The sequence below is a fragment of the Ruegeria sp. AM5 genome (assembly GCF_056540645.1).
Window position 1 is genome coordinate 425025 of sequence record NZ_JBQFXC010000001.1, and the last position, 25661, is coordinate 450685.

Consider the following 25661-nt stretch of genomic DNA (forward strand, 5'->3'; position numbering starts at 1 on the left):
ATTGATAAGGCTGACGTAAAGTAAGATGAGATCTTCCAAATCCCGCTCGCGGGCCAAGAACAACCGCAATCGTCCTTCTGGCGGAAACGTCGTAAACCGAGTTTTTGACAGCTCGGGCCCCGAAGGCAAGGTGCGTGGCACACCGCAGCAGATCATTGACAAATACAACCAATTGGCGCGCGACGCTCAGCTGTCGAATGACCGCGTGGCAGCTGAGAACTTTCAGCAACACGCCGAGCACTATCTGCGCATGCTAAGCGAGGCGCAGCGCGAGATCGAAGCGCGCCGCGAAGAGCAAGAGCGCCAGAACCGCGAACGACAGGCCGAGCGTGATCGTGAACGCGCCGAGCGTCAGGAACGCGAAGCAGCCCGTCAGGCCGATCCGGCCGAGGCTCCGCAGCCGGACGTTGTGGATTTCGGGAATGAGGCGGCTGCACCCGATACAGGGCTGGTCGAGACGCCGGAAAGCAAGGATGCCGAGCAACCCGAAGCGACCGAGCGTAAGGAAAAGCCGCGCCGCCCGCGCACCCGGAAGCCAAAGGCTGCCACCCCTGCGGCTGAGGATGCACCCGCTGACAAGGGCGACGCACCCGAGGCAGCTGAATAAGCGCTTTTCGATCATGAATTGAATGAAAACCCCGGGCAAAGGCCTGGGGTTTTTTCGTTCAGGGTTTGCGAATTTCGCGCGCGAGCGCGCAGAAGGCTTCGAGCGGGATCTGCTCGGCCCGGTCGGTGGGTTTGATTCCGGCTGCGATCAGGCGGTCCTCGATATCTGGCGCTGCCCCTTTGAGTGAGGCCCGCAGCATTTTGCGGCGCTGATTGAAGGCTGTGGCAACCACGCGCGACAGGGTTGCGGCGTCAGCGGGATAGCGGGGTTCGGGCAGGGCAGTCAGGTGAACCACGGCGCTTGAGACCTTGGGCGGTGGAGTGAAGGCTCCGGGTGGCAGGGACATTGCAATGCGCGCTTCGGCCCGCCATTGGGCAAGGATGGCGAGGCGGCCATAGGCCTTGCTGCCGGGTTGGGCGACGATCCGCTCGGCCACTTCACGTTGAAACATAAGGGTCAGGCTCTGCCAGAAGGGCGGCCATTCGGGCGGGGTGAGCCAGCGGACCAGAAGCTCGGTCCCGACATTGTAGGGAAGGTTCGCGGCCACCCGGATCGGAGGTGTCAGGTGGGCCAGCGGCTCGATTTCCAGCGCGTCGCCGTTGATCACTTCCAGCTGGCCCGGATAGGCGGCGGCGATGTCGTTCAGGGCGGCGATGCAGCGGGTGTCCTTTTCCACGGCCACGACCTTGCGCGCGCCTTCGGACAGAAGCCCGCGAGTCAGACCTCCGGGGCCTGGGCCGATTTCAAGGACATCGCATTGAGTCAGATCACCCGCCTGCCGCGCGATCTTGGCGGTCAAGTTGAGGTCGAGCAGGAAGTTCTGGCCCAGCGACTTGCGGGCCGAAAGCTGGTGAGTTGCGATAACCTCGCGCAGCGGGGGGAGGGAGTCGATGGCGCTCATGACTTTACCGTCGCGCGGGTTGCGGGGAGAGCACCAGAGATTTTTTTGCCTCCGGCGGAGGTATTTGGGGCCAGATGAAGCATTAGCGGGAATGGCCCATTCGTTGGGCGAGTTTCAGGGCCTCGATCAGGCTGGTGGCGGTCGCGCGGCATTGGCCCGCGATGTCCAGAGCGGTGCCGTGATCCGGCGAGGTCCGGACGAAGGGCAGGCCCAAGGTTACGTTCACACCGCTGTCGAAATCCAGTGTCTTGATCGGGATCAGGGCCTGGTCGTGATACATCGCAATCGCGGCATCATATCGCGTGCGCGCCGCGGCGTGGAACATGGTGTCTGCCGAGTGGGGTCCGGTCACGGTGCAATCGACTGGATTGAGGTCTGCGATCAGTGGCGCGATCCAGTCAAGCTCTTCCGTACCCATTTTCCCGCCTTCGCCAGCGTGGGGGTTCAGCCCCGCGATGGCGATGCGAGGATGGTGGATACCGAATTGGGTGCGCAGGCCTTGGGCGGTGATCTCGATGGTTTCTTGCAGCACTTCTGGGGTGAGTGCGCTTGGGACCTGAGAGAGCGGGATGTGGATGGTGGCCGCAACCACGCGGAGCTGTTCGCTGGCCAGCATCATTACCACGCGTGACCGGCCTGCCAAAGCAGCAAGAAATTCGGTATGGCCGGGGAAGGCAAAGCCCGCACCGTCGATCAGCGCCTTTTTGTGGATCGGCGCGGTACACAGTGCAGAGGCTGCGCCGGAACTCACCAGCTCAACACCCTTTTCAATAGAATCGATGACCGAAAGTGCGTTTGCTGGATCGGGGTGGCCGGGCGTGTTCGGGGCAGGAAAGTCGAAATGCAGCACCGGCAGAGCCGAGGCGCTGGCCGGTGTGGCCTCAGACGGGTCGGCGATCCGGGTAATGGGTGTTCCATCGGGCAAATGTGATGCGTCGCCGATGTAGAAGAACGGACAGGTATCGCGCAGGGCTGCCCAAGCTTTGGCTGCGATTTCGGGTCCGATCCCGGCGGGCTCACCACAGCTTAGCGCGATTGGGGCGATCATTGTTCGATGATGACAGCGTCGGCCCTCAGCTGTTCCAGCAGGCTGTTTGCAAGGGCCTGTAACCGTTGCTGGGTCAGTGCGTTTGCCACGTCCACACGGGTGGTATCTTCGCCCAGGTTGCGGGTGCGATTGCACAGCATCAGGAACATCAGCGTCTGCCCGTTGTTGCGCGTCAGCGTGGCCGATGCCTCATTTGGATCAAGCTTGGCCAGCTCAAACGCTACGTCGCGTGGAATCGCCGAGGGGCTTTGGGTAAGGCGTTCCAGCACGTCGGGCGATTGATCTTTGGCGATGCCGTAGAGGTCATCGCAGGTGTCGATCTCTTCCTTGAGCTTTTCGGCTTTTGCAAGCGTTTCGGCGCTGCGGCCGCCGGGAAGGTAGTAGATCGCGTAGTCGATCTCGGAATAGGTTGGGGCACCTGCGGCAACTTCGCGGATGCCGCGCATCTGGAACAGAGCCACGGCGTTCGGGAGCGAAAGTGGGTCAGTGATCTCACCGTTTTTCAAGCCCAGAATGACGGGTTGCAGGGCCGGAGGCAGGTTGTTGAGCGACAGCCAATCCAGTCGCCCGCCATTCTCGCGTGTGGCAGCGGCAGAGTATTGCGTAGCAGCCGAAGAAAAGCTGTCTTGATCGGGAAGTTGTGAGATTTCATCGGCCAGGGCTTCAGCCTGCGCCAGGGTCTGCGGTGTTACCGGAATGATAATTTCGGACAACAGAACCTGCAGGCCGCCGCCGCCACCCTGACCCAAAGCACGGTTGATCTCATCTTCCGAGGGGCGAGCCTGCGACAGAAAGCGGGTACTGACAAAGTCGCGCCAGGACAGTTGATCGGCAACAAAATCCCGGACGGTTTCCTTTGATACGCCCGCATCGTTGAGCAGCTGCAGAAACTCTTCGCTGCTGAGGTTGCCGCGCGAGGCGAATTCATCAATCCCGGTCTGGATATCTTCGGGCGCGGCTTCGATGCCGGCATCGCGCATCGCCTGTTTGCGCAGACGATCCTCAATCAGGGCTTCGCGGACTTCGCGCTCGGAACTGCCCGGAACGCCGAGCAGTTCGAGAAACTGCTGACGTTGTTGAAGTTCATACCAGGTGACGATGTCCTGATTGACCCGGATTGCAGGCGAGAACAGGCTTTGAGCCTGGACCTGTGGTGTGGCCATTGCAACAAGCGCGGCAGCCAGCACCGGCAGCACCGATCTACGGCAGCCAGAGCGGAGAGATTTTGTGAAACCTGAGATCAACTGCATCTTCTCTTAAACTTCTGTCCATCGCCTTCGACGGAATACCCTGTCAGGGCAACGGTAAAGCCGAATTCTGTCGAAGGCTCAATACTTGATGTGGAGGTAAAGCGTCTGTTGACGTTCACATTTACCTGCACACACTCATTTTCGTAGGTCACGCCGAACCCAAGGCGGAGTGGTTCAGATTCGCTGAAATCATAGCGTGCGTTGGCTCGGGTCAACCAATTCTGATCTACGCGGTAGCGACCGCTCACCCGTAATTCCGAGATTTCATCATTATTCGCTTCAGCAGGATCAGGCTCGAGCCAGATGTAACCGCCGGAGATTGCCGTATCTCCATTAGACCAGCCTGCACGAATTTCAGCTTTGGTAAAACTGAAATCGCTGTTTAAAAGCCCACGCGCGGCCAATGTCAGCCCCTTGCCGTTATTCAATTGCCCGGCAAGCAGAATGTCGGACTTGGTACCCTGCAGCCCCGATGTGAGCGTGAAATCCGGATCCGCATCGGACCGGAAGACCTGTCCGATTGTCGCCAGCGCCCGCCAGCCGTCAGCGTTGTACCGAGACCAGTTCAGGCCCACAACGGCTGTTGCACCGTCTTCGCGGCGGTCGGGGGCCGGAAAGCGCGAAAGGGACAAAAGATTGCCCTGATCGAGTTCCTGAAAGGTACTTTCATCGTTGGGAACGTCATTGTTCGAAACATGCGTCCAACCAATTTGCGCGATTGGCTCAAGGATTTGTGTTGCACCGGACTGCTCGCGGCGCAGCATGGGGTAGCGCAGGGTAAAAGCTGCGCGCGGGGTCGAGCGGGTTACATTGTTCGGAAACTCGCTGTCATTGCGGATATTGAACGTATCCACTGACGCGCCCACCAATGCCTCTGCACGTAATCCGGTCGCAAAGGTCCAGTTGCGCAGCCATTCCGCATCGAATGTTGCCCTGGCGACGTCGCGACCAATAATATCTTCGTCACTGGTTCGCGTGTGGGTGTGACCATCGAGGCTTAGTTCAACTTCACCCCCTAAGGTGCTGGGGAAGAATCGCTTTCGATAGTTGATGTCGAAGACACGCGATGGGATTTCATCCTGATTTTCGCTATCCCGAAGGGACTTGTAGTGGATGAAGCTGGTTCTGAACGCCGTATCACGCTTGATCCGCTCAAGTGCAATTTCGCTACGCAGGCGGTCAAAATCGGGCAAGCCGTAATCTGCCAGATACGAGTCATCCGAAGTTGTTTTGATATCGAATGTCAGCCGGTAGTCATTTCCAAGACCGAACCGGCCATCGGCGAAGAAATACCCCCGGTCTTGACCGGGCTGCAGGTCGTCGCGTGTATAAGAGCCTCGCAGCCGAATGCGCCCGCGTTTGAATGCCTGCCGGTAACGAAACCCAAGTGTGCGGGTCTTGGACGACAGATAGGGCGTCAGAGTCAGGTCCTTGTGATCTCCGATCTTGAAGAAATACGGCACCTGAACGCCAGTGCCCAGTTGCGAAGTGGTGCGGATCGACGGCACGAGAAAGCCGGTCGCCCGCTCAAGTGTCGGGTCGGGTAGGCGCAACGTGGGAAAGTAGAAGACCGGGACATCGAGTATTCGGAACTGTGCGCCTTCGAAATAGAGCTGCCGTTCAAGCTGGTCATGGGTCACTTTCCGGGCGCGAATTTGCCAGATCGGGGGTCTGCCATTCGCGCAGACATGACATGACGTTGCAGCGACCTTGCTGAATTGCGTATAGCGACCTGCCGCACGGGTGGCCTGAACTGAGGCGATCTGCACTTGCTGGTCAAAGACCATACGCGCGCCCATCAAAAGGCCATTTTGTATCCCGCTGTCCAACTGCGCGGAATCGGCCAGCAATGTGCTGTTTCCGCCTTGATCGATCCGGATTGGGCCGGTCAGGGTCAGCTCGCCGGTTTCGCGATCATAGGTGACGCTTTGTGCTGTCAGTTTGACGTCGCCTTGGAAGGCCTCGACATTCCCCTCTGCGACCAGTTTGCGATCCGGGGTAATGAATATCTCATCGGCCACCAGTAGGGCGGGTTGATTCTGTTCAGTTGCGTCAGCCTCGCTGGCGGCACCTTCTGGTTCGGACTGTGCGGCAACTGCTGCTGGCAGCGAGAGGATCAGTGCGCTCGACAGCAACAAAGACAGGACGGAGCGCATCAGCCATCCTCCGCATGGAGCAACAGGCCCAGAGACAGTAGAATGCCCGCAAAGGGTGGGGCCCAGGCCGAGACCAGAATAGGTAATTGCCCGTTTTCGCCAAGAATTTGGGCGAAATTCCGGATGAAGTAGATACCGAACCCCAGCAATACAGCGGTCAGCACGGCAACTCCGGTGCCGCCGAACCGGACATGGCGCATTGTGAAGGCGGCCCCGATCAGAACCATCGAAACCAGAAACAGGGGTCGCGCAAGTTGTACTTGCAGCCAGACCTCATATTGCTTGGTTGAAAATCCCGCCTCGCCCAGATCACGAATCAACTGGGGCAGATCATAGACCGAAACTGAATCCTTTTGCCCGAGAGTGTCCAGAATCCGGTCTCTGGTCAGCGTTGTGGGTAGGTTCAGGATCTCATGGCTGGTGGCATTTGCTTCGGGATTGAGATCGTCCTTAATGGGCCAGATTTTGGCCTGATGCAAGGTCCAGAATCCATCCTCCAGATCAGCTTTCTGGGCCGAGATTTGCTGGTTCGGCTTGCCGTCGGATGAGAACGTTGTGATGGTCACGTTCCGCAGGGCGAACCGGTCGCCATTGACAGTGCCGGTTGCGTGAATCACCGACTGACCGTTGGCTGAGCTCTGGCGCAACCACAACCCCTCGCGGCTGATGGACAGGGCTGAACCACCCTGGTTGCGATAGCCATCGGACAAACGTTGGAACTCTTCCGACGTCGCGGCCGCGATGGGATTCAGCAAAGTCACAGCAAGTGCGCCGATGGTCAGCGCAAGCAACACGGGCGCTAGCAGGGCTCGGATACCGGATCGCCCGATTGCGCGGGTCACCACCAGTTCGGAGCTGCGGGCGAGGCCGACAAACAGCGCGATCGTGGCTAGGATCATCAGCAGGGGCAACATCTCGCTGATCGCGGCCGGTGTGTTCAGCAACGTCAGTTGCAGCAACTGGCCAAAGGATAGGTCAACACCATCGAACCGCCGCACCTGTTCGATCAGATCGATCAGGATCATCAGGGTCAGAAAAATACCGCCGATTACAAGAAAGCTTTGAACAAAGCGGCGGGCAAAATAGCGGTCGAGGATCACTTGGGCATCCCCGTCAAACCCCGGCATCCAAGAATCACAATCGGGCATGGAATCATGCGCGACGGCCTGTAACTGCCGATTGGTGTCACGTTCTCTCCCCCGAGCCTGCCGTTATTTTCGCGCGACCATAATGCAATTGCCCGGCGGGGAAAACTGCTATCTGGTCAACGGTGGCTGCGCGGGCTAGGTCTTGGGCAACGCATTTTTCAGGAGAATGATATGAGCAGTCTTGTGCCCGTCCGATTCACCCCCTTTGACCTTGATGCGATAGCGCAAACCGAAGGGCGCGTGGCCATTCTCATTCCCGCCGATGGCAAGATGAGCCCCGCCGCGCGTCGAGCCAATCGCCTGACCAAAGGCGCGGTTGCGCGGCTGGTCGAAAGCGAGCGGTTCAGCAAGGTCAAATCGGGTAATGTTATTTCGCTGGCCTGGCCTGCCGGAATGGTGGCCGAGGCGCTGGATATTCTGGTGTTGCCGCGTCGCCCCGACTCTGACGAGGCACGCAAGGCCGGGGCCAATCTGGCGAAAGCTGCAGCGGGCAAACCCGTGCTGGTCATGGCCGCCAATCACGCGCGTATCGAAGAGGTAGCCTTGGGCATGGTACTGCGGGCCTACGATTTCGATGTCCACAAATCCAAGGACTCAGACCCGGCGGGTGAGATCACCATCGGTCACTCCAAGCCGGAAGAGGCCGAAGCCGCTTTTGCACCGCTCTATGCCGTCGCAGACGGTGTGCGCATGACACGAGATCTGACAAATGAACCCGCGAATGTGCTGACGACAACTGAGTTCGCGGACAGATTGGTCGAGATGGAATCGCTGGGCCTGAAGGTCGAGGTTCTGGAAGAGGACAAGCTGGCCGAACTGGGCATGCGTACGCTGCTGAGCGTCGGGCAGGGCTCGGTCAGCCCCTCGAAAGTTGTGGTGATGCAATGGGACGGCGGCGACAAGGATGACGCGCCGCTGGCCTTGGTCGGCAAGGGCGTCGTGTTCGATACCGGCGGTATCTCGCTTAAGCCGGCCGGAGGCATGGAAGACATGACCATGGACATGGGCGGCGCGGGTGTTGTTGCCGGAGCCATGCGAGCGTTGGCCAAGCGCAACGCCAAAGCCAATGTCGTGGGGCTGGTCGGGTTGGTCGAAAACATGCCCTCGGGCAATGCCTCTCGCCCAGGCGATGTGGTCACTTCGATGAAAGGCGACACTGTCGAGATCATCAACACCGATGCCGAGGGTCGTTTGGTTCTGTGTGACGTCATGTGGTACGCGCAGGATCGGTTCCAGCCGGTGGGCATGATCGATCTGGCCACACTGACGGGCGCGGTCATCATTGGTCTTGGGCATGAGAATGCCGGTGTGTTTTCAAACAATGACACCTTCTGCGACGCCTTCTTGAAGTCGGCCAAGGCCGAGGACGAGGGCGCATGGCGGCTGCCCTTGGGTGAAGGCTACGACAAACAACTTAAATCGCGCATTGCGGATATGAAGAACGTGGGCGGGCGGCCCGCAGGTTCGATCACCGCAGCGCAGTTCCTGCAGCGTTTCGTCAAGGAAGAGACGCCGTGGATTCACTTGGATATCGCAGGTGTGGCCTCTGTCTCTTCCGAGACCTCTTATGCGCCGAAAGGGGCCACGGGCTGGGGCGTCCGCGCGCTAAGCCGGTTCGTGCAGGACAATTTCGAGTAAGCGCATGGGTGCCGTCTATTTCTACCACCTGACCCGCCAGCCGTTAGAGCACACATTGCCTGTGCTGCTCGACAAGGCACGACAGGCCGGGTGGCGGATTGCCGTGCGGGGAATCGACCCTGTGCGGATGGACTGGCTGGATGAGAAATTGTGGCTGGGACCTGAGGACGGGTTCCTGCCGCATGGCCGCGAAGGTGGCCCGCACGACGCGGCACAGCCCGTTCTGCTGACGACCGGCCAAGGGGCTGCAAATGGCGCGACCTGTGTGATGGCTGTCGATGGGGCAACGGTTGAGGCGGAGGAAGTTTCGACCATGGAGCGTGTCTGCATTCTGTTCGACGGAAATGATCCGGAGGCGGTTCAACATGCGCGCGGGCAGTGGAAGGCTCTGACCGGGGCGGGGTGTTCGGCACAGTATTGGTCCGAGGAATCCGGGCGATGGGAGAAAAAGGCCGAAGCTTGATCGGTCACAAATATATTTTAGGAGATTTCAAATGGATATGAAGCCTTTGGGCCGCACCGGGATCATGGTGTCGGATTTATGTCTTGGGACAATGACCTTTGGTACTCAGACCTCGGAAACTGAGGCGCACCGCCAGATGGACATGGCGCTTGCGGGTGGGATCAACTTTGTCGACGCGGCTGAGATGTATCCGGTGAACCCGATCTCGGCAGAGACGGTCGGGCGGACCGAAGAGATTCTTGGCAATTGGAATGCCGCCAATCCTTCGCGGCGCGGTGACTATGTGCTGGCCACGAAACACTCTGGTGAAGGGTTCGTGCATGCGCGCAATGGCGCCCCAATCTCGAAAGAGACCATACCTGAGGCGATAGAGGGTTCACTGCGTCGTCTACAGACTGATTGCATAGATCTCTATCAGTTCCACTGGCCAAATCGTGGTAGTTACATGTTCCGACAGAACTGGGACTATGCGCCTTTGGGTCACAACCGGGACGAGATTATGGACGAGATGCGCGAAAGCCTGATCGCTCTGCAGGCGCAGGTGGACAAGGGCAATATCCGCGCCTTTGGTCTGTCGAATGAAAGCGCTTGGGGTACCGCTCAGTGGTTGCGGGCGTCGGATGAAGTTAGTGGACCTCGGGTCGCGTCGATCCAGAACGAATACTCTTTGCTCTGCCGGTTATTCGATACCGACCTGGCTGAATTGTGTCTTCTGGAAGATGTCGGGTTACTATCATTCTCACCGTTGGCGGCAGGTTTCCTGACTGGGAAATATCAAGGGGGTGCTGTTCCAGAAGGATCACGCATGGCGCTGGTGCCGAATATGGGCGGGCGCAAAACAGATCGCGTTTTTGATGCAGTGGCGGCTTATCTGGATGTCGCCGCGCGGCATGGGCTGGACCCGATCCACATGTCACTGGCGTGGTGTTGCAGCCGTCCGTTCATGGCCTCAACCATCTTTGGCGCGACAAATGTAGCGCAGCTAGAACATATTCTGGCGGGTAAGGATTTGAAGCTGTCGTCCGAAGTGATGGCCGAGATCAGTGCGGCGCATCGGGCGTTTCCGATGCCATATTGAAGGGATGGGGGCTCTGCCCCCGTCGCCTTTGGCGACTCCCCCGAGGTATTTTATGCCAGATGAAGTTGGATCGTGTCAGTGATGGGTTGGTTGCGTACGGTCTTGCCTGAGGTCGCGAGCCGTGAGGCCGTGGGCGGTTCGGAACGCGCGGGCGAAGCTGGATTGCGAGGCGAAGCCGGTGGCCAGCGCCACGTCCATCAGCGGCAGGTCGGTATCGGTAACCAGACGGCGGGCCTCGGCCAGTCTGAGTTGCAGGTAATGATCCTGTGGAGTTGTATTCAGGCGCAGGCGGAACTGCTGCTGCAGGGTGCGCGTACTAGTGCCGAGTCTATCGGCGATGTGCGCAAGGGACAGGGGGTCGTCCAGTGAGGATTCCATCAATGAGTTGGCTTTGGCAGTGAGCGCGGTGTGACGGTGCGGCGCACCGGTGCGGCTTTGTGGTTTTGAGGGCTGAGACGCACCTTCATAGAGGAATAGCCCGGACACGCGGGCGGCAAAGCCCGCGCCATGACGTGCAGCAATAATATGGAGCATCATATCGATCGCCGGGACGGCGCCGCCGGAGGTTAGGCGTGTATCGGAGACGGTAAATCGGTCAGGGCGCACATCGACTTTGGGAAAGCGCGCAGCGAAGTTCTCCAAATCCTCCCAATGGGTCGTCGCCGCGTGACCGTCGAGCAATCCAGCCTCAGCCAGTAACCAGGGGCCGCCATCTATCCCGGCGATTGTTGCACCGGTGGCCGCGATCCTGCGGAGCCCGGCGAGCAGGCTGGGCGTCGCATGACGGGCCAATTGGAATCCGGCAACTACGATCAACAGATCGCAGCCCTGCAACCGGGCCAGGGGAATGCCCTGCACATTCAGAGCGCTGGTCAGCAACGCGGGTTCTGCGGTTGCCGTGACGTAGTCCCAATCAAAAGCGGGCCGATCCGCCAGTCGGTTGGCAGCACGCATCGGATCGACGGCGGCCGCGAAGCTGAGTGTGTTGCATTCGTCCAGCACCAGCACCGCCGTTTTCAGGGCGCGATGTTCGGGCTGCAGTATGTTTTTTGCGGATTTCATCAAGTCTGATTCGCATTTTGCTAAGTGGTTCCCTCAAGGCTGCGTCAGAGTTGGCGTTGACGCAAATCGGAATCCGGGGAGAAGCCTGGGGAAAACCCACGGTAAAACCGGGTATAAGCTGGGGATAACGCCATGCCTTTGGAAATGAACCGCGAAGTCTTTATCACCTGTGCCGTCACCGGCTCGGGCGGGACACAGGATCGCAGCCCACATGTGCCGCGTTCGCCTAAGCAGATTGCCGATAGTGCAATTGCTGCAGCGAAAGCCGGTGCGGCCGTGGTGCACTGCCATGTGCGCGACCCCGAGACCGGTGCGCCTTCACGCGATCTGGCGCTGTACCGTGAAGTCACGGACCGCATTCGCGATGCCGAAGTAGACGCGGTTCTGAACCTGACGGCGGGCATGGGCGGAGACATGGTGTTCGGCGGGATCGAAAATCCGCTGCCTTTGGCAGAGGCCGGAACCGATCTGGTTGGTGCCACTGAACGTGTTGCACATGTAGCGGAGTGCTTGCCTGAAATCTGTACTCTGGATTGTGGCACGATGAACTTTGCCGAGGCCGACTATGTGATGACCAATACGCCCGGCGCCTTGCGGGCGATGGGGCAGATGATGACCGATCTGGGTGTGAAGCCCGAGATCGAGGCCTTCGACACCGGCCATCTGTGGTTCGCCAAGCAGCTGGTGAAAGAGGGTGTTCTGGAACCGAACGCTCTGGTCCAGCTATGTATGGGGGTGCCGTGGGGGGCTCCGGATGATCTCAACACCTTTATGGCGATGGTGAACAATGTGCCGGAGGACTGGACGTTCAGCGCGTTTTCGCTGGGGCGCAATGAGATGGCGTATGTCGCGGCCTCGGTTCTGGCGGGCGGTAATGTGCGCGTCGGGCTGGAGGACAACCTGTGGCTGGAAAAGGGTGTTCTGGCCGAAAACTGGCAGTTGGTCGAGCGTGCAGGCAGCATCATCGAAAACATGGGCGCGCGGGTGATCGGGCCGCAGGAAGTACGTGAGAAGCTGGGGCTTACCAAGCGGGCTCCGGTTGCGAAGTAGTCGCGGATTGGGGGCCAGCCCCCAAACCCCCGAGATATTTTTGGCCAGATGAAGAGGCGGATCGTGGGCAAAGAACAGCAAGCAAAAACAGCAGCAATCATCGGAGGCGGAGTGATTGGTGGCGGGTGGGCTGCCCGGTTCCTGCTGAACGGATGGGATGTTCGGGTATACGATCCCGACCCTGAAGCCGAGAGGAAGATCGGTGAGGTGTTAGATAACGCGCGTCGTTCTTTGCCGGGGTTGAGCGATGTACCTCTGCCTCTAGAAGGGACGCTGAGCTTTCATGACGATCTCGGTGAGGCAGTTCAGGGTGCGATCTGGATTCAGGAGAGCGTACCGGAAAGGCTCGATCTGAAGCTGAAGGTTTACAAGAGCTTGCAGGGGGCTTGTGATCCAGATGCAATCATCGGGTCCTCGACCAGCGGGTTCAAGCCCTCGGAGTTGCAGGAAGGCGCTTTGCGACCCGAGCAGATCGTGGTGACACACCCGTTCAACCCGGTCTACCTGTTGCCACTGATCGAACTGGTTCCGACCGACAAGAATTCACCTGACTTGATCGCGCGGGCCAAAGATCTTTTGACCTCGGTGGGGTTCTTCCCGCTGCACATCAAGAAGGAAATCGACGCGCATATTGCTGACCGGTTCCTCGAGGCGGTGTGGCGCGAGGCGCTTTGGCTGGTGAAAGACGGCATCGCAACGACCGAAGAGATCGATGAATCCATCCGCATGGGTTTTGGCATCCGTTGGGCCCAGATGGGACTGTTCGAAACCTATCGCGTGGCCGGTGGAGAGGCCGGGATGCGGCATTTCATGGCTCAGTTCGGCCCGGCGCTGAAATGGCCCTGGACCAAGCTCATGGACGTGCCTGAGTTCACCGATGAGTTGGTCGACATGATTGCGGATCAGTCGGATGCGCAGTCTGGCAAGTACTCGATCCGCGAGTTGGAGCGTATCCGGGACAATAACCTCGTTGGTATGATGCGGGCGCTGAAGGCCCAGAACTATGGTGCAGGGGCGGTATTGAACCAGCATGATGCGGCCTTGAAGCCAGGAGCGCTGCCGACGCTGGACGAGGCGGATCTGAGCCAGCCGATCCTCACGCTGTCGCGCGCCGTTCCGCTGGATTGGACCGACTACAATGGCCACATGAATGAAGCTAAATATCTGGAGGCCTTTGCAGCAGCCACGGATCGTTTCATGGAAATCATTGGCTGCGATATGGAGTATATCGCGACAGGCGGCAGCTATTTCACTGCCGAAAATCACATCCGTTACATGCAGGAGACCCATGCGGGGTCGCGGATCGAATGCCGTACGCAGATGCTGTTAGGGCAAGGCAAGAAGCTGCATGTCTTCCACAGCATGTACGAGGGTGAAACGCTGTTGGCCACAGGCGAAAGCTTTCTTCTGCATGTCAGCCTTGAGACCCGACGCCCCAGCCGACCTTCACCCGAGATCGAGGCCGCGATGGCACGGGTTGCCGAGGCGCAGGCCGGGTTGCCTTATCCCGAAGGCGCGGGCGCGGCGATCCGCAAGCCCGCATGAGCAGCCGGGTCTTGATTACCGCAGGCGCCTCTGGCGTCGGCAGGGCCATGGCTGAAGCGTTTGATGCTGCCGGGGCTCAGGTCTGGGTTGCGGATGTTGATGCGGATGCGTTGGCGGATTGCCCGGCGCATTGGAAGCAAAGCCAGCTTGATGTGTCGGATGAGGATGCTGTCGCGGCTGCGTTTACTGACCTTGAGACCGAATGGGACGGGCTTGATGTGCTCTGTGCGAATGCGGGGATAGCGGGTCCCACCGCAGCAGTTGAGGACGTTTCCCTGACGGATTGGAGGTCATGCCTTTCCATCAATCTAGAGGGGTCATTTTTGTGCTCTAAATACGCTGCACCTCTGATGAAACAGCAGCGCAGCGGGGCGATCTTGATCACTTCATCGACTGCAGGCCAGTACGGATACCCCAACCGCGCGCCGTACGCGGCGGCCAAGTGGGGCATGGTGGGATTGGGCAAGACGCTGGCGATGGAGCTTGGGCCGCACGGTATCCGCTGCAATGTGATCTGCCCGGGTTCGGTTGAAGGACCACGCATGGAGGGCGTGTTACAGCGCGAGGCCGATGCCAAGGGCATGACCCGGGATCAGGTTTACGACGGCTATGCCTCGGGCACGTCCATGGGCCGCTTTGTAGAGGCGCAGGACATAGCGAACATGGCTGTATTCCTGGCTTCAGATGCAGCGAGGCTGGTGTCGGGTCAGGTAATCGCGGTGGATGGCCATACGGTCAATCCTGACCCGAAACTGTGAATCAGCCCTGATTTGGCCCCCGAATCTGGCGGATGGCGCTGCGGACGGCTTGCCAGTCCTGCGCCTCCTGCTGATTTCCGGCGGCTTCACATTCGCGCATTTTCTGCGCAGCTTCGGCTTCGGCCCGATCGCCATGGGCCGTATAAAGGGCACGTGCGTATTCAGCGGTTTTGAGTGCGTCCATTCCCGTCATCCTCCATCTCAGATCGGAATGTCTGTAGTTTCGCGCCAAGTGACTATACTACAGCTTTCAGCCCAGGTCATGTCTGAGAGATTTCTGAGCGCAATTGCTGCAGATGGTCCGGGAAATCACGCGCGGTCATATCCGCCTCTCGAACCAGCCGGTCGAAATGGAGCGTAAAGACCTCAATCCGGTCGCGGTCTCGGAAAGCCATGTAGTGGCTTCCGGCATAGAACACGCAAAGAAGTGGGCCGAATATCGTGACGGGGGCAGAGTAAAGACGTTTTGCATCAAATAGATAGATGCGCAGACGTGGATAAAGCTGCTCGCACACCGACAGCAGGTGATCGATCTGATCCAACCGGACCTGAAGCGGTAGTCCCTCGTAGTAACCGGTGGCATAGGCAAAGCTGTGAAGCTCGTACAACGGCATGGCAATCTCATAATCGGACTGGGCGCTGCGCATCCATGCCAGCCGGTCTGCCGAGGCGCCAATGGCTTGATCTGCAGTACGGCCAAGATGCGGAGCGTATTCCCATTCAAGCACGGCGCGGGTCTTGAGCATGTCGGGCAGGGTAGCCGGAACGTAGCGTATCTTGTAGCCGGCGGCCTCTTGATGCCATTCAAAAATGCGCTCATCAACCAATGCCCGGGCGGCCTCGGTTAGGGTGAGGGAACTGGCCAATAGTTCTGCCGCGCTTTCGGGTCGGTTGGAAAGCCCAAGAAGCCAGTCGGTGGAAACCCCGAGCGCCGAGGCGCAGCTACCGACCACATGTGCATTGGGCAGGCGCGCGCCCGCACCGGTCAGCAACTGCGAAACGGTCGATCGGTCAACACCTATGTCGCGTGCCAGGGCGCTTTGGCTGACATCTCGATCCTGCATTGCTCGGGCCAAGCGCTGGCGAAAATGCAGGGCACGATCCCGTTTGTCGATTTTATCAATCATGTGGTGATTAATATCACCTTTGTTGAGAATTGTTAATCATATTCAGAATTCACGACCCTTGGCTCTGTCTGTAACGCTGGTGTTACAAAAATAAGAATGGGGTCTGGAATGGAAACGCGACGCAGGTCGGTCGTGAAGGCGCTGGTGTGGAATGCGATGGGGCTGGCGATGATGACGCTGGTTGGTTTGATCGCCACGGGTTCAGCAGCACTTGGAGGGATGGTTGCGCTGGTCAATACAGCCATTGGTCTGACCATGTATGTAATTTACGAGCGTATCTGGGCCGGAATCACGTGGGGCCGCAATGGCTGAGCCGGTCACACCCAAATCACCCGAATGGGCGACATTTGCCCTGATCATCGCGTGCTATTTAGCCTGGATTGGTGCGATTTTCTGGCTGGCAGGCATATCGCTTTGGCTTGCGATCCCGTTCATGGGGCTGGTGGCTGCGCTGCATTCCTCGCTGACCCATGAGGCTTTGCACGGGCATCCCTTTCGCCAGAAGTGGCTGAATGAGACGCTGATGGCGATGCCGCTGACTTTGTTCATTCCCTACAATCGGTTTCGGGACCTGCATCTGGCGCATCACTGTGATGCGAACCTAACCGATCCCTATGATGACCCTGAGACCAACTATCTCGACCCGCAGGTCTGGGCGTCTCTGGCTCGATGGCAAATACGGATGTATCAAGTGAACAATACTTTGCTGGGGCGGATGGTTCTGGGGCCTGCGATCGGGCAGGTTGCGTTCTTGCGGGATGAACTGCGTGGTGCACTTCGCGGAGATCGGGCGATTTTGTTGGCATGGGCGCTGCATATGCCCGGCGTTGTCGCGACTCTTTGGGTCGTCGCGCTTTCGCAAATGCCGATCTGGGCCTTCGCCCTTTCAGCATATATCGGGCTGGGACTGGTCAAGATCCGCACATTCCTGGAACACCGCGCGCATGAGAAATCGCGCGCGCGCACAGTGATCGTAGAAGACCGTGGCATCCTTGCATTTCTGTTTTTGAACAATAACTTGCACGTCGTTCATCATATGAACCCATCTGCACCTTGGTACCGATTGCCGGCACTCTACCGCACGGGCAAGGAAAGATACTTGGCCTGTAACGAGGCTTATGTCTACCGTTCGTACGGGCAGATATTCCGAGAGTATTTCTGGCGCGCCAAGGATCCGGTGGCGCATCCGCTCTGGCCAAAGCCTTGATTTAACGACAGAAGGGAAGCCATGAGTTTATGGATTCCCGTCACCATCGCGGCCGCATCGTTCCAGACGGTGCGGTTCATGCTGCAGAAATCCCTGAGCAGCGTGAAGCTTTCGGCTGCTGGGGCGACATTTGCACGTTTCGCCTATTCCATGCCATTGGCCTTGCTGGGGCTTTTCATTGCTTTGGGCGCGACGGGGTACGAACTGCCAGCGCTGACGGCGAAGTTCTGGATATTTGCTATCATCGGCGGGACCACACAGATATTGGCCACGATCTGCGTTGTGGCATTGTTCAAGCAGCGCAACTTTGCGGTAGGGATTACGTTCAAGAAAACTGAGGTGATTCAAACCGCTATTGTGGGGTTCCTTGTCCTCGGCGATCAGGTCTCTACCGGGGCGCTGGGGGCAATTCTGCTTGGGTTGCTGGCCGTCCTGTTATTGTCAAAAACGCCCGGAGGCAGCGGCGCTTGGTGGCAACATCTGACAAACAAAGCCTCGCGTCTTGGACTGGGGTCAGGCGTGTTATTCGCATTCTCCTCGGTCAGCTATCGCGGCGCCTCTTTGCAATTGGGCGACATCGATGCGTGGTTCCGGGCACTTGTGACACTGGCCGTCGTGGTAACGTTTCAGTTTCTCAGCATGTGGCTGTGGCTGCTTTGGCGAGACAGGGCCGAGCTGCGCGCGGTGTGGGAGACTCGCCGGACCGGTGTTTTTGTCGGCCTGACCAGCCTCTGTGGTTCGTTTTGCTGGTTCTTCGCCTTCACGTTGCAGAACGCAGCCTATGTAAAGGCCTTGGGTCAGATCGAACTGATCCTCAGCCTGTTCGCATCGCTGCTGTTTTTCCGAGAATCCATCACCCGGCGCGAGATCGCCGGGATGACGTTGCTTGGCTTGTCGATACTGGCGCTTGTGCTGACAATCTAGCCAGCGCGACGCTCATCAAAGCTGAGAGCGATAAAGCTGGGCAGGTGATCCCCCATGCCTACAACTGCTGGCCCGCCATCGTCGCGACGCCCACGACCACGGGTTTTGGGCTCTCGCTCTTTGCGGCTCTCGCTCTTTTTGTTGTCCGACGCTTTGGCCTTCTTCTCTGGCTTTGGCGCCTCGGGCTTGGGCTCATCGGCCTTGACCGGATTGTCGATGCGCGGAATGTCCTTCTGGATCAGGCTCTCGATCGCGGCCAGCGCCTTTTCATCGCGGCCCGAGCAGATCGTGATTGCCTTGCCTTCGCGCCCGGCACGGCCCGTGCGGCCGATGCGGTGGACATAATCTTCGGCATGGCCGGGAACGTCGAAGTTAAACACATGGCTGACCGAGGGGATATCCAGACCCCGCGCAGCAACGTCCGAAGCCACCAGCAGCCGCAGTGATCCATCGCGGAATCCGTCCAGTGTTTTCATCCGCTGCGACTGATCCAGATCGCCATGGATCGCGGCGGCGTTATAGCCGTATTTTTTCAGCGACTTGGCGCAGATATCTACATCGGTCTTGCGGTTGCAGAAGATGATCGCGTTGGTGCATCTGTCGCCCTCGGCATCGATCAATGCGCGCAGGGTTTTGCGTTTCTGGCTGGCCTCACGATCCCGGCGACCACCTTTGAACATCACCACGCCTTGTTCGATGGTTTCCGAAGCGGTGGCCTGACGCGCAACTTCGACCCGGGTGGGGGCCGACAGGAAAGTATCGGTGATCCGTTCGATCTCGGGCGCCATGGTGGCCGAGAAGAACAGCGTCTGGCGGGTGAATGGCGTCAGCGAGAAGATGCGCTCGATATCAGGAATGAAGCCCATGTCGAGCATCCGGTCAGCTTCGTCCACCACCATGATCTGAACGCCTGTCAGAAGCAGCTTCCCGCGTTCGAAATGATCCAGCAGACGGCCCGGAGTGGCAATCAGCACGTCAACACCGCGGTCAATCAGAGCATCCTGTTCCTTGAAGGAAACGCCACCGATCAACAGTGCTTTGGTCAGCTTGAGGTGCTTGGCGTAGGTGTCGAAATTTTCGGCCACCTGCGCTGCCAGTTCCCGCGTCGGGCACAAGACCAGCGAGCGTGGCATGCGTGCGCGGGCGCGCCCACGGGCCAGCAATGTGATCATCGGCAGGGTGAAGCTGGCGGTTTTGCCGGTGCCGGTCTGGGCGATCCCCAGAACATCGCGCCCTTCCAGCGCGGCTGGAATTGCGCCTTCCTGGATCGGGGTCGGGGTTTCGTATCCGGCTTCCTCAATTGCTTTGAGGACCTTCGGGTTCAGGTTCAGTTCGTTAAACTTTGTCATGTATGTCCGGTTCAAGCGGACACTAGACCTGGCCCGCGCGTCTGAAAATGCCGGGCCCGGATGGCCATGCGCCCCATGCGCGTTTCGGCTGTGGCGCGGGCATAACAAAAACGTGGGGCAGGGTCAAATGAAGTCGGTTTAATCCGTGGCAAATCTGCCGGTAACAAGGATTTCCGCAACAATTCAGATGGTTCCGGGAAAGTGTTTCGCGACTTTTTGGTCCAGATCAAGCGGCCGGTGACGGATCATGTCGTTATCCTCAAGCCGTTCCAGCACTTCCGGGTCAGCAGCGCTGATTTCATCGTAAAATTCCCGCAGGCCATCGAGCCCGTATTCGGTTTCCAGAAGGGTGATCAATTCGTACCTGTCTAGCGCACCGATCTTTCGCGGGCGATCCAGGCTGGCCTGGTACGAGCCGCGTTCGAGGCGGAAACGATAATGCGCTAGCCAATGCTCCCAATCCGGGGCGTGGCGATGACACAGATCGATCTGAGGAAGCTCGGTTCTGACTGGCAGAAACTCACCGTGCTGATAGAGGTTGTGGATACGGTCGCTCAGTTTTTTCAAACCGCCGCGTACGAACAGTTTGCCCTGAATGTGGCTCATGAAACCGGCCAGAACGTAAGTGCCGAAATTGGGATAGAGCGCTTCGACCAGCGCTTGTCGATTCTGACCTTCGGGAATGAACGCTTTGTAGAGGTCCTGGCCACCCGCCAGCGCCTCAATCGGGCGGACGCGGACGGCGGGGATGTCATCGGGAATGTCGCGCAGCAGGTCTGGGATCGGGGACATCGGCCACAGGAACTCATCGACATCGATATGTGCGACCCAGTCCAGATCAGTCCTGTTGTAGATCAAATTCGCGTTCGAGGATTGTCGAACTTGATGTTTGTCCGGCCTCTCACGCCTGCGACGCTTCCAGAACGCAGCATCGCAGGTACGCACCCGGATCCGGGGATGCTCGCGCAGGGCTGAGATGTCCCCCTGGACCGGCTCGTCTAGAAAGATGTGAATCCGGTCCGCGCCGATATCGAGGTGGTGGGCGGCAAAGCGCAAAATATCCTCACGCGGGGCGCGGATCGTGGACACAATCCCCCATGTGGTCACTTCTGGATTGCCCGCAGAGTCCGTCAGGTCATCATTTCCTTCGTCGCGGTCAGGCTCAGCTCGGGATAATCGCGGACGACCCGGTCGATGTCCCACTGCAGCCGCGTTAGATAGACGATATCTCCATCGTGATCATGGGCAATATGCTGCTTGTTGGCGTTGACGAATTTGTCGATCTCAACCTTGTTGCCACTGACCCAACGGGCCGAGGTGAACTGAGACGCCTCAAACCGCACAGGCAGGCCGTATTCCATCTCAATCCGGCTGGCGAGCACCTCGAATTGCAGCGCACCGACGACTCCGACGATGAAGCCCGACCCAATAGAAGGTTTGAATACCTTCGCGGCACCTTCCTCGGCGAACTGCATCAGGGCCTTTTCCAGATGCTTGGCCTTCAATGGGTCACCCGCGCGCACCGTTTGCAGCAATTCCGGTGCGAAGGAGGGGATGCCGGTTACCCGGATCGCCTCACCTTCGGTCAGCGTGTCGCCGATGCGCAACTGACCGTGGTTGGGAATGCCGATGATGTCTCCGGCCCAGGCTTCCTCGGCCAGTTCCCGGTCAGAGGCGAGGAACAGCACGGGGTTCGATATTGCCATCGGTTTCTTCGATCGCACATGCGTTAGCTTCATGCCACGTTTGAAATGGCCCGAGGCCATGCGGACAAACGCCACCCGGTCGCGGTGTTTGGGGTCCATATTGGCCTGCACCTTGAACACGAAACCGGCGACCTTCTTTTCATCGGGCGCGATCTGACGGGGCTCAGCCGACTGAACCTGCGGCTGCGGACCATAGGCGCCGATACCCTCCATCAGTTCCTTGACGCCAAACGAGTTGATGGCCGAACCAAACCAGATCGGCGTCATGTGCCCTTCAAGCACCGCCTGAGGGTCGAGCTTGGGCAGCAATTCGCGTGCCATCTCAACCTCTTCCAGCAGCTTGTCGAGCAATTCAGCGGGCACATGCTCGGCCAGCTTAGGGTCATCCAGACCATTGATTTGGATACTTTCGGCCACCTTGTTGCGGTCGGCGCGGTCCATCAGCTCAAGCCGGTCGCGCAGCATGTCGTAGCAGCCGATGAAATCGCGACCCACGCCGATAGGCCACGCGGCTGGCGTGACGTCGATCGCCAGCATTTCCTGAATTTCGTCGATGATCTCGAACGTATCCCGGCTTTCGCGGTCCATCTTGTTACAGAAGGTCAGGATCGGCAGATCGCGCAGGCGGCAGACCTCGAACAGTTTCTGCGTCTGGCTTTCCACACCTTTCGCTCCGTCAATGACCATGACGGCGGCGTCTACGGCCGTCAGGGTGCGATAGGTGTCTTCGGAGAAATCCGAGTGGCCGGGTGTGTCCACAAGATTGAACCGGAAGTTCCCGTAGTCGAATGACATGGCCGAGGCTGAGACCGAGATACCGCGATCTTTCTCCATCTGCATGAAGTCCGACCGCGTCCGCCGTGCCTCACCCTTGGCGCGTACCTGTCCAGCCATCTGGATCGCGCCGCCGTACAGCAGAAACTTTTCCGTCAGCGTCGTCTTACCTGCATCCGGGTGCGAGATGATAGCGAATGTCCGGCGACGAGCGATCTCGGGCGGCAGGGTGGGTTGGTTCGAAGTATCAAGCATAAGCGCGCGTATAGGCGGGGAATCCAACTGAGGCAAGACAAAGGGGGTGGTTCGAATCATGTGGCTGTGGCAATAAGAACATATAGTGAACAAAATATGGAGTGGACCAATGAATTTGAAAGAAATCGCAGACGAACTGGTTGCTGGATGCCGCGAGAACCGGGCCAAGGAGAACCTCGAGAAGCTTTATGCCTCGGATGCTGTTTCTGTTGAGGGACAAGATTTTGCGGGCATGGGGCGCGAGACGCACGGATTGGAAGCTATTCGTGGCAAGCACGAATGGTGGGAAGGCGCACATGAAGTATCGGGCGCGTCCGTCAGTGGCCCGTACCCGCATGGTGACGACCGCTTTGCCGTGATCTTTGAAGTGCAGGGCAAGGTGAAAGAAACCGGTGAGAGCTTTGATATGCGTGAGGTCGGTGTCTATCACGTCGCCGATGGCAAGATCGTGCGTGAAGAGTTCTTTTATTAATCCGCAAGATCCCATTCTGGCCTTCTTTGCCGGGCCGATGTTAGATGTGTGCCGAAGATAGGGAGGGCCAGAATGGACTTGGGAATTCGCGGAAAACGTGCGCTGGTTTGTGCCAGCAGCAAAGGCTTGGGATTGGGCTGTGCCGAGGCGTTGGCCGAAGCCGGCGTTGATCTTGTGATGAACGCGCGCGGAGCCGAAACGTTGGAGGCTGAAGCCACGCGTTTGCGATCATCATATGGCGTTGCCGTGCAGACAGTGGCTTGTGATGTTACCACACCAGAGAGTCAGGCCGAGGTGATAAGTGCTGCGCAGGGTGCTGATATCCTTGTCACAAACGCGGGTGGCCCTCCGCCCGGCATGTGGTCGGACTGGGAGCGTGATGATTTCATCAAAGCACTGGATGCCAATATGCTGACACCCATAGCTTTCATGAAGGCTCTGCTGCCGGGCATGATGGATAAGGGCTGGGGTCGCGTGGTGAATATCACCTCGCAGTCGGTACGCGCGCCGATTGCGGTGCTGGGCCTGTCAAATGCGGCGCGAACTGGATTAACCGGCTATGTTGCGGGCACATCGCGCCAGGTGGCACCACATGGCGTGACGATCAATAATCTGCTGCCAGGTATCCACGCCACCGACCGCGCGAACGCGCTGGATGGCGGGGTGTCAGAGCAGAAAGGTATTTCGATGGCCGAGGCACGGGCTGAACGCGCTGCAACCATCCCAGCGAGACGCTATGGCACGAGGGAAGAGTTTGGGGCGACCTGCGCGTTTCTATGCTCGCAACACGCCGGGTTCATTGTCGGGCAGAACATTTTGCTGGACGGTGGTGGCACCAATCTGACGATGTAGGTATGGCACAGAACTTTTCTCTGAAAGATCAGTTGTTCAACGCGGAAAAGGTGAGCTTTCTTGCGGGCTTGTTCGCCAATGCTGATTCCGATTTCAAAGAAGAAGCATTCGCGGCGAAAGTGATGTCGCGTTTGCCCGAGCTTGAACTGAAAGAGCGTATGGCGCGGATTGCAGAGTGTCTGCAAGAATCGGTGCCTGGCGATTTGCCGGCAGTGGCACCGATCATTCTGCGGGCGCTGCCGCCTCCGCTGGACCCCGCCAAAAGTGATGATGACTTCGGAGACTTTATCTTTGCGCCCTTGGGTGATTGGGTTTGTGCAATCGGCCTGGATCATCCCGCTTTGGCGCTGGATGTATTTGAAGAGCTGACCCAGCGATTTTCGATGGAATGGGCGATCCGCCCGTTCCTCAATCACCACTCCGAACTGGTTATGGCGCGGATGCAGGGCTGGTGCACCCATCCCAGCTATCACGTGCGTCGTCTGGTCAGCGAGGGCACGCGGCCGCGTTTACCGTGGGGGCAGGCCGTTGGCTTGGCAATGTCAGACCCATTGCCGTTATTGGACCGGTTGCACGGGGATCGGACGCGCTATGTGACGCGCTCGGTCGCCAATCATCTGAATGATATCACCAAGAAAGACCCCGATCTGGTGCTGGAACGTCTGCGTAGCTGGGGCGAGACAGGGCGGCAGGACAAGGACGAACTGAACTGGATGACATCTCATGCATTACGAGGCCTTGTGAAATCTGGGCATCCCAAGGCGATGAAGGTGCTTGGATACGATCCCGATGCAGATATTGCGGTTGAGATTCAGGTAAACGGTCCGGCCCGGATTGGTGAAGCGCTGGAGTTTGAAACCCGCCTGAGCGGCGCAGAAGATCAGCCAGTCTTGGTCGACTATATCGTTCATTTCCAACGACCTGGCGGAAAGATCTCACCCAAGGTTCACAAGTTGAAACAGGCCGCGCTTACAGGTGGTCAGTTGACACTTAGAAAGCGGCACAAGCTGAAGGGCAATGCAACAACGTTCAAGTTGGTTCCTGGGCCGCATCGGTTAGAGATTCAAGTGAACGGCCGCGTGCACGCAGGCGTCGATTTCGACCTGCTCGCCTGAGCCCTGTCACGGTTTCGTCAGATCGGGCGCTGGTGGATTGCGTGGTGTGGATTGCTGCACTAGCTGCAAAAGACCAGTGACAAAAGGATTGCCCCGATGAAGCACGAGGCTGTGCAGAACTACTACGGTGAGGTGTTGCAAGGCAGCGCGGATTTGCAAACAAATGCCTGCTGTACTCCGGATGATATGCCGGATCACTTCAAGAAAATTCTGTCGCAAATTCATGATGATGTGCTGACACGTTACTATGGATGCGGGCTGATTGCTCCGTTGGATCTGGAGGGAATGCGTATCCTGGATCTGGGCTGTGGTGCGGGGCGCGATGTGTATGCTTTATCCGCGATGGTCGGTGAAAAGGGCCGTGTCGTCGGCGTTGACATGACGCCTGAGCAGCTCGACGTGGCGCGTGCGCATCAGGACTATCACGCGATGGCATTCGGACATTCGGCCAGCAATGTCGAGTTTCACCACGGCTATATCGAAAAGCTGGATGAGCTGGACCTCGAACCGGGATCGTTCGATATCATCGTCTCAAACTGCGTGATCAATCTGGCGACCGACAAGGCTGCTGTGCTGCGCGGTGCGCATCGGCTGCTGAAAGAGGGTGGCGAGATGTATTTCTCGGACGTCTATGCCGACCGCCGGGTGCCCAAGGCGATGGCCGAGGATGAGATCCTGTATGGCGAATGCCTGTCGGGTGCGCTCTATTGGAACGATTTTCTGTCGATGTCGCGTGCTGCCGGATTTGGCGATCCCCGTCGGGTGACGCATCGGCCTTTGGCCATCGAGAACCCAATTCTTGAAGAACGGGTCGCACCGATGAGCTTTATCTCGGCCACCTACCGTCTGTTCAAGCTGCCGGAGTTGGAACCTGCGTGCGAGGATTACGGTCAGGCTGTGATCTACAAGGGCACAGTGCCGCATGCGCCGCATGAATTTGTTCTGGATGACCACCATACGATCGAGGCCGGCAAAGTATTCCCGGTCTGTGGCAACACGTGGATGATGCTGCAAGACACCCGTTTTGCACGACATTTCGAGTTTATCGGCGATTTCTCGACCCATTACGGGATTTTCGAAGGCTGCGGCGGGGATAGCCCGTTTGTTGTACAGGGCGAAGCTGCCTCGACCGGGTGCTGCTGATCCCTTGCGCCTGATGGGCGGGGTTGTTATCCC

25 protein-coding genes are annotated in these 25661 nt (G+C 58.5%); 14 read left to right on the forward strand and 11 right to left on the reverse strand.

Features of this window, described 5'->3' with window-relative positions:
• Positions 1-25: 25 nt before the first annotated feature.
• Complete coding sequence (locus ACR0AH_RS02165) at positions 26-607, forward strand: DUF4167 domain-containing protein (RefSeq protein WP_170396747.1); 582 nt, start codon at positions 26-28, stop codon at positions 605-607.
• A 58-nt stretch (positions 608-665) separates the two neighbouring features.
• Here ACR0AH_RS02165 and rsmA read toward each other — a convergent pair whose 3' ends face one another.
• The 5 genes from rsmA to lptG form a co-directional block, all read right to left on the reverse strand.
• Positions 666-1508: a 16S rRNA (adenine(1518)-N(6)/adenine(1519)-N(6))-dimethyltransferase RsmA gene (gene rsmA / locus ACR0AH_RS02170; RefSeq protein WP_170610981.1), complete on the reverse strand. Its 843-nt coding sequence runs from the start codon at positions 1506-1508 to the stop codon at positions 666-668.
• Positions 1509-1590: 82 nt separating this feature from the next.
• The gene (gene pdxA, locus ACR0AH_RS02175; protein WP_480590130.1) at positions 1591-2556 is read right to left on the reverse strand and encodes a 4-hydroxythreonine-4-phosphate dehydrogenase PdxA; all 966 of its coding nucleotides are present in this window, start codon (positions 2554-2556) and stop codon (positions 1591-1593) included.
• Positions 2553-3806, reverse strand: a complete 1254-nt coding sequence (locus tag ACR0AH_RS02180; RefSeq protein WP_480590132.1) for a peptidylprolyl isomerase — start codon at positions 3804-3806, stop codon at positions 2553-2555. The genes pdxA and ACR0AH_RS02180 overlap by 4 nt, the downstream gene beginning before the upstream one ends.
• Complete coding sequence (locus ACR0AH_RS02185; protein WP_480590134.1) at positions 3797-5962, reverse strand: LPS-assembly protein LptD; 2166 nt, start codon at positions 5960-5962, stop codon at positions 3797-3799. Before ACR0AH_RS02185 ends, ACR0AH_RS02180 begins: the two co-directional genes overlap by 10 nt.
• Complete coding sequence (lptG, locus tag ACR0AH_RS02190) at positions 5962-7062, reverse strand: LPS export ABC transporter permease LptG (protein WP_480590849.1); 1101 nt, start codon at positions 7060-7062, stop codon at positions 5962-5964. Before lptG ends, ACR0AH_RS02185 begins: the two co-directional genes overlap by 1 nt.
• 219 nt (positions 7063-7281) lie before the next feature.
• Here lptG and ACR0AH_RS02195 point away from each other — a divergent pair, with 219 nt between their 5' ends.
• Genes ACR0AH_RS02195 through ACR0AH_RS02205 form a run of 3 tightly spaced genes read left to right on the forward strand, consistent with a single transcriptional unit; the run spans position 7282 to position 10289 of the window.
• A complete protein-coding gene (locus ACR0AH_RS02195; RefSeq protein ID WP_480590136.1) occupies positions 7282-8748 on the forward strand; it encodes a leucyl aminopeptidase in 1467 nt (488 codons plus the stop codon).
• A gap of 4 nt (positions 8749-8752) precedes the next feature.
• Complete coding sequence (locus ACR0AH_RS02200; RefSeq protein ID WP_170732376.1) at positions 8753-9211, forward strand: DNA polymerase III subunit chi; 459 nt, start codon at positions 8753-8755, stop codon at positions 9209-9211.
• A gap of 31 nt (positions 9212-9242) precedes the next feature.
• The gene (locus ACR0AH_RS02205) at positions 9243-10289 is read left to right on the forward strand and encodes an aldo/keto reductase (protein WP_170732375.1); all 1047 of its coding nucleotides are present in this window, start codon (positions 9243-9245) and stop codon (positions 10287-10289) included.
• A gap of 75 nt (positions 10290-10364) precedes the next feature.
• On the opposite strand, the gene ACR0AH_RS02210 is transcribed toward ACR0AH_RS02205, so the two are convergent.
• Entirely contained in the window at positions 10365-11351 is a 987-nt protein-coding gene (locus tag ACR0AH_RS02210) for a GlxA family transcriptional regulator (RefSeq protein WP_480590139.1), read from the reverse strand.
• Positions 11352-11483: 132 nt separating this feature from the next.
• Here ACR0AH_RS02210 and bcoG point away from each other — a divergent pair, with 132 nt between their 5' ends.
• The 3 genes from bcoG to ACR0AH_RS02225 all read left to right on the forward strand — a co-directional run bounded on the left by bcoG (position 11484) and on the right by ACR0AH_RS02225 (position 14704).
• A complete protein-coding gene (bcoG, locus tag ACR0AH_RS02215) occupies positions 11484-12401 on the forward strand; it encodes a 3-dehydrocarnitine:acetyl-CoA trimethylamine transferase BcoG (RefSeq protein ID WP_170509547.1) in 918 nt (305 codons plus the stop codon).
• A gap of 63 nt (positions 12402-12464) precedes the next feature.
• Positions 12465-13946, forward strand: coding sequence for a carnitine 3-dehydrogenase (locus tag ACR0AH_RS02220; protein WP_255612083.1), 1482 nt, complete (start codon positions 12465-12467; stop codon positions 13944-13946).
• Positions 13943-14704, forward strand: coding sequence for an SDR family oxidoreductase (locus tag ACR0AH_RS02225; protein ID WP_170396769.1), 762 nt, complete (start codon positions 13943-13945; stop codon positions 14702-14704). The genes ACR0AH_RS02220 and ACR0AH_RS02225 overlap by 4 nt, the downstream gene beginning before the upstream one ends.
• A 1-nt stretch (position 14705) precedes the next feature.
• Here the strand turns inward: ACR0AH_RS02225 and ACR0AH_RS02230 are convergent, their stop codons facing one another.
• Positions 14706-14888, reverse strand: coding sequence for a hypothetical protein (locus ACR0AH_RS02230; protein WP_170396771.1), 183 nt, complete (start codon positions 14886-14888; stop codon positions 14706-14708).
• A 76-nt stretch (positions 14889-14964) separates the two neighbouring features.
• On the reverse strand, positions 14965-15831 hold the full coding sequence (locus ACR0AH_RS02235; protein ID WP_480590141.1) for a helix-turn-helix domain-containing protein: 867 nt from the start codon (positions 15829-15831) through the stop codon (positions 14965-14967).
• Positions 15832-15939: 108 nt separating this feature from the next.
• Between ACR0AH_RS02235 and ACR0AH_RS02240 the strand changes: the two genes are divergently transcribed.
• The 3 genes from ACR0AH_RS02240 to ACR0AH_RS02250 are packed head-to-tail and all read left to right on the forward strand — an operon-like array spanning position 15940 to position 17962.
• Positions 15940-16143 carry a DUF2061 domain-containing protein gene (locus ACR0AH_RS02240; RefSeq protein WP_170396775.1) on the forward strand — a complete coding sequence of 68 codons (204 nt, stop codon included), beginning with the start codon at positions 15940-15942 and terminating at the stop codon, positions 16141-16143.
• The gene (locus tag ACR0AH_RS02245; RefSeq protein ID WP_480590143.1) at positions 16136-17038 is read left to right on the forward strand and encodes a fatty acid desaturase; all 903 of its coding nucleotides are present in this window, start codon (positions 16136-16138) and stop codon (positions 17036-17038) included. Before ACR0AH_RS02240 ends, ACR0AH_RS02245 begins: the two co-directional genes overlap by 8 nt.
• Positions 17039-17059: 21 nt before the next feature.
• Positions 17060-17962: an EamA family transporter gene (locus tag ACR0AH_RS02250; RefSeq protein ID WP_480590145.1), complete on the forward strand. Its 903-nt coding sequence runs from the start codon at positions 17060-17062 to the stop codon at positions 17960-17962.
• On the opposite strand, the gene ACR0AH_RS02255 is transcribed toward ACR0AH_RS02250, so the two are convergent.
• From ACR0AH_RS02255 to ACR0AH_RS02265, 3 genes are all read right to left on the reverse strand, one after another.
• A complete protein-coding gene (locus ACR0AH_RS02255) occupies positions 17959-19311 on the reverse strand; it encodes a DEAD/DEAH box helicase (RefSeq protein ID WP_480590147.1) in 1353 nt (450 codons plus the stop codon). The two genes, ACR0AH_RS02250 and ACR0AH_RS02255, sit on opposite strands and share 4 nt — an antisense overlap.
• Positions 19312-19494: 183 nt before the next feature.
• On the reverse strand, positions 19495-20418 hold the full coding sequence (locus ACR0AH_RS02260) for a glycosyltransferase family 2 protein (protein ID WP_480590149.1): 924 nt from the start codon (positions 20416-20418) through the stop codon (positions 19495-19497).
• Between the two features lie 23 nt (positions 20419-20441).
• Positions 20442-22046 (reverse strand): peptide chain release factor 3, encoded by a 1605-nt coding sequence (locus ACR0AH_RS02265; protein ID WP_170396785.1) that lies wholly within the window; start codon positions 22044-22046, stop codon positions 20442-20444.
• A gap of 109 nt (positions 22047-22155) precedes the next feature.
• Here ACR0AH_RS02265 and ACR0AH_RS02270 point away from each other — a divergent pair, with 109 nt between their 5' ends.
• The 4 genes from ACR0AH_RS02270 to ACR0AH_RS02285 all read left to right on the forward strand — a co-directional run bounded on the left by ACR0AH_RS02270 (position 22156) and on the right by ACR0AH_RS02285 (position 25628).
• Positions 22156-22518: a SnoaL-like domain-containing protein gene (locus tag ACR0AH_RS02270; protein WP_170396787.1), complete on the forward strand. Its 363-nt coding sequence runs from the start codon at positions 22156-22158 to the stop codon at positions 22516-22518.
• Between the two features lie 72 nt (positions 22519-22590).
• Positions 22591-23370: an SDR family oxidoreductase gene (locus tag ACR0AH_RS02275; RefSeq protein ID WP_480590151.1), complete on the forward strand. Its 780-nt coding sequence runs from the start codon at positions 22591-22593 to the stop codon at positions 23368-23370.
• Between the two features lie 2 nt (positions 23371-23372).
• A complete protein-coding gene (locus tag ACR0AH_RS02280; RefSeq protein ID WP_480590153.1) occupies positions 23373-24485 on the forward strand; it encodes a hypothetical protein in 1113 nt (370 codons plus the stop codon).
• A 96-nt stretch (positions 24486-24581) separates the two neighbouring features.
• Positions 24582-25628: a methyltransferase domain-containing protein gene (locus ACR0AH_RS02285; RefSeq protein WP_480590155.1), complete on the forward strand. Its 1047-nt coding sequence runs from the start codon at positions 24582-24584 to the stop codon at positions 25626-25628.
• The last annotated feature ends 33 nt before the right edge of the window (positions 25629-25661 follow it).

Coding starts and splice junctions, on each gene's coding strand:
- bcoG (WP_170509547.1), top strand. CDS start 11,484: ATGCCTTTGGAAATGAACCGCGAAGTCTTTATCACCTGTGCCGTCACC.
- ACR0AH_RS02275 (WP_480590151.1), top strand. CDS start 22,591: ATGGACTTGGGAATTCGCGGAAAACGTGCGCTGGTTTGTGCCAGCAGC.
- ACR0AH_RS02250 (WP_480590145.1), top strand. CDS start 17,060: ATGAGTTTATGGATTCCCGTCACCATCGCGGCCGCATCGTTCCAGACG.
- ACR0AH_RS02280 (WP_480590153.1), top strand. CDS start 23,373: ATGGCACAGAACTTTTCTCTGAAAGATCAGTTGTTCAACGCGGAAAAG.
- pdxA (WP_480590130.1), bottom strand. CDS start 2,556: ATGATCGCCCCAATCGCGCTAAGCTGTGGTGAGCCCGCCGGGATCGGA.
- ACR0AH_RS02225 (WP_170396769.1), top strand. CDS start 13,943: ATGAGCAGCCGGGTCTTGATTACCGCAGGCGCCTCTGGCGTCGGCAGG.
- ACR0AH_RS02195 (WP_480590136.1), top strand. CDS start 7,282: ATGAGCAGTCTTGTGCCCGTCCGATTCACCCCCTTTGACCTTGATGCG.
- ACR0AH_RS02230 (WP_170396771.1), bottom strand. CDS start 14,888: ATGGACGCACTCAAAACCGCTGAATACGCACGTGCCCTTTATACGGCC.
- ACR0AH_RS02165 (WP_170396747.1), top strand. CDS start 26: ATGAGATCTTCCAAATCCCGCTCGCGGGCCAAGAACAACCGCAATCGT.
- rsmA (WP_170610981.1), bottom strand. CDS start 1,508: ATGAGCGCCATCGACTCCCTCCCCCCGCTGCGCGAGGTTATCGCAACT.
- ACR0AH_RS02255 (WP_480590147.1), bottom strand. CDS start 19,311: ATGACAAAGTTTAACGAACTGAACCTGAACCCGAAGGTCCTCAAAGCA.
- ACR0AH_RS02235 (WP_480590141.1), bottom strand. CDS start 15,831: ATGATTGATAAAATCGACAAACGGGATCGTGCCCTGCATTTTCGCCAG.
- ACR0AH_RS02265 (WP_170396785.1), bottom strand. CDS start 22,046: ATGCTTGATACTTCGAACCAACCCACCCTGCCGCCCGAGATCGCTCGT.
- ACR0AH_RS02200 (WP_170732376.1), top strand. CDS start 8,753: ATGGGTGCCGTCTATTTCTACCACCTGACCCGCCAGCCGTTAGAGCAC.
- ACR0AH_RS02270 (WP_170396787.1), top strand. CDS start 22,156: ATGAATTTGAAAGAAATCGCAGACGAACTGGTTGCTGGATGCCGCGAG.
- ACR0AH_RS02285 (WP_480590155.1), top strand. CDS start 24,582: ATGAAGCACGAGGCTGTGCAGAACTACTACGGTGAGGTGTTGCAAGGC.
- ACR0AH_RS02185 (WP_480590134.1), bottom strand. CDS start 5,962: ATGCGCTCCGTCCTGTCTTTGTTGCTGTCGAGCGCACTGATCCTCTCG.
- ACR0AH_RS02180 (WP_480590132.1), bottom strand. CDS start 3,806: ATGCAGTTGATCTCAGGTTTCACAAAATCTCTCCGCTCTGGCTGCCGT.
- ACR0AH_RS02210 (WP_480590139.1), bottom strand. CDS start 11,351: ATGAAATCCGCAAAAAACATACTGCAGCCCGAACATCGCGCCCTGAAA.
- ACR0AH_RS02240 (WP_170396775.1), top strand. CDS start 15,940: ATGGAAACGCGACGCAGGTCGGTCGTGAAGGCGCTGGTGTGGAATGCG.
- ACR0AH_RS02245 (WP_480590143.1), top strand. CDS start 16,136: ATGGCTGAGCCGGTCACACCCAAATCACCCGAATGGGCGACATTTGCC.
- ACR0AH_RS02205 (WP_170732375.1), top strand. CDS start 9,243: ATGGATATGAAGCCTTTGGGCCGCACCGGGATCATGGTGTCGGATTTA.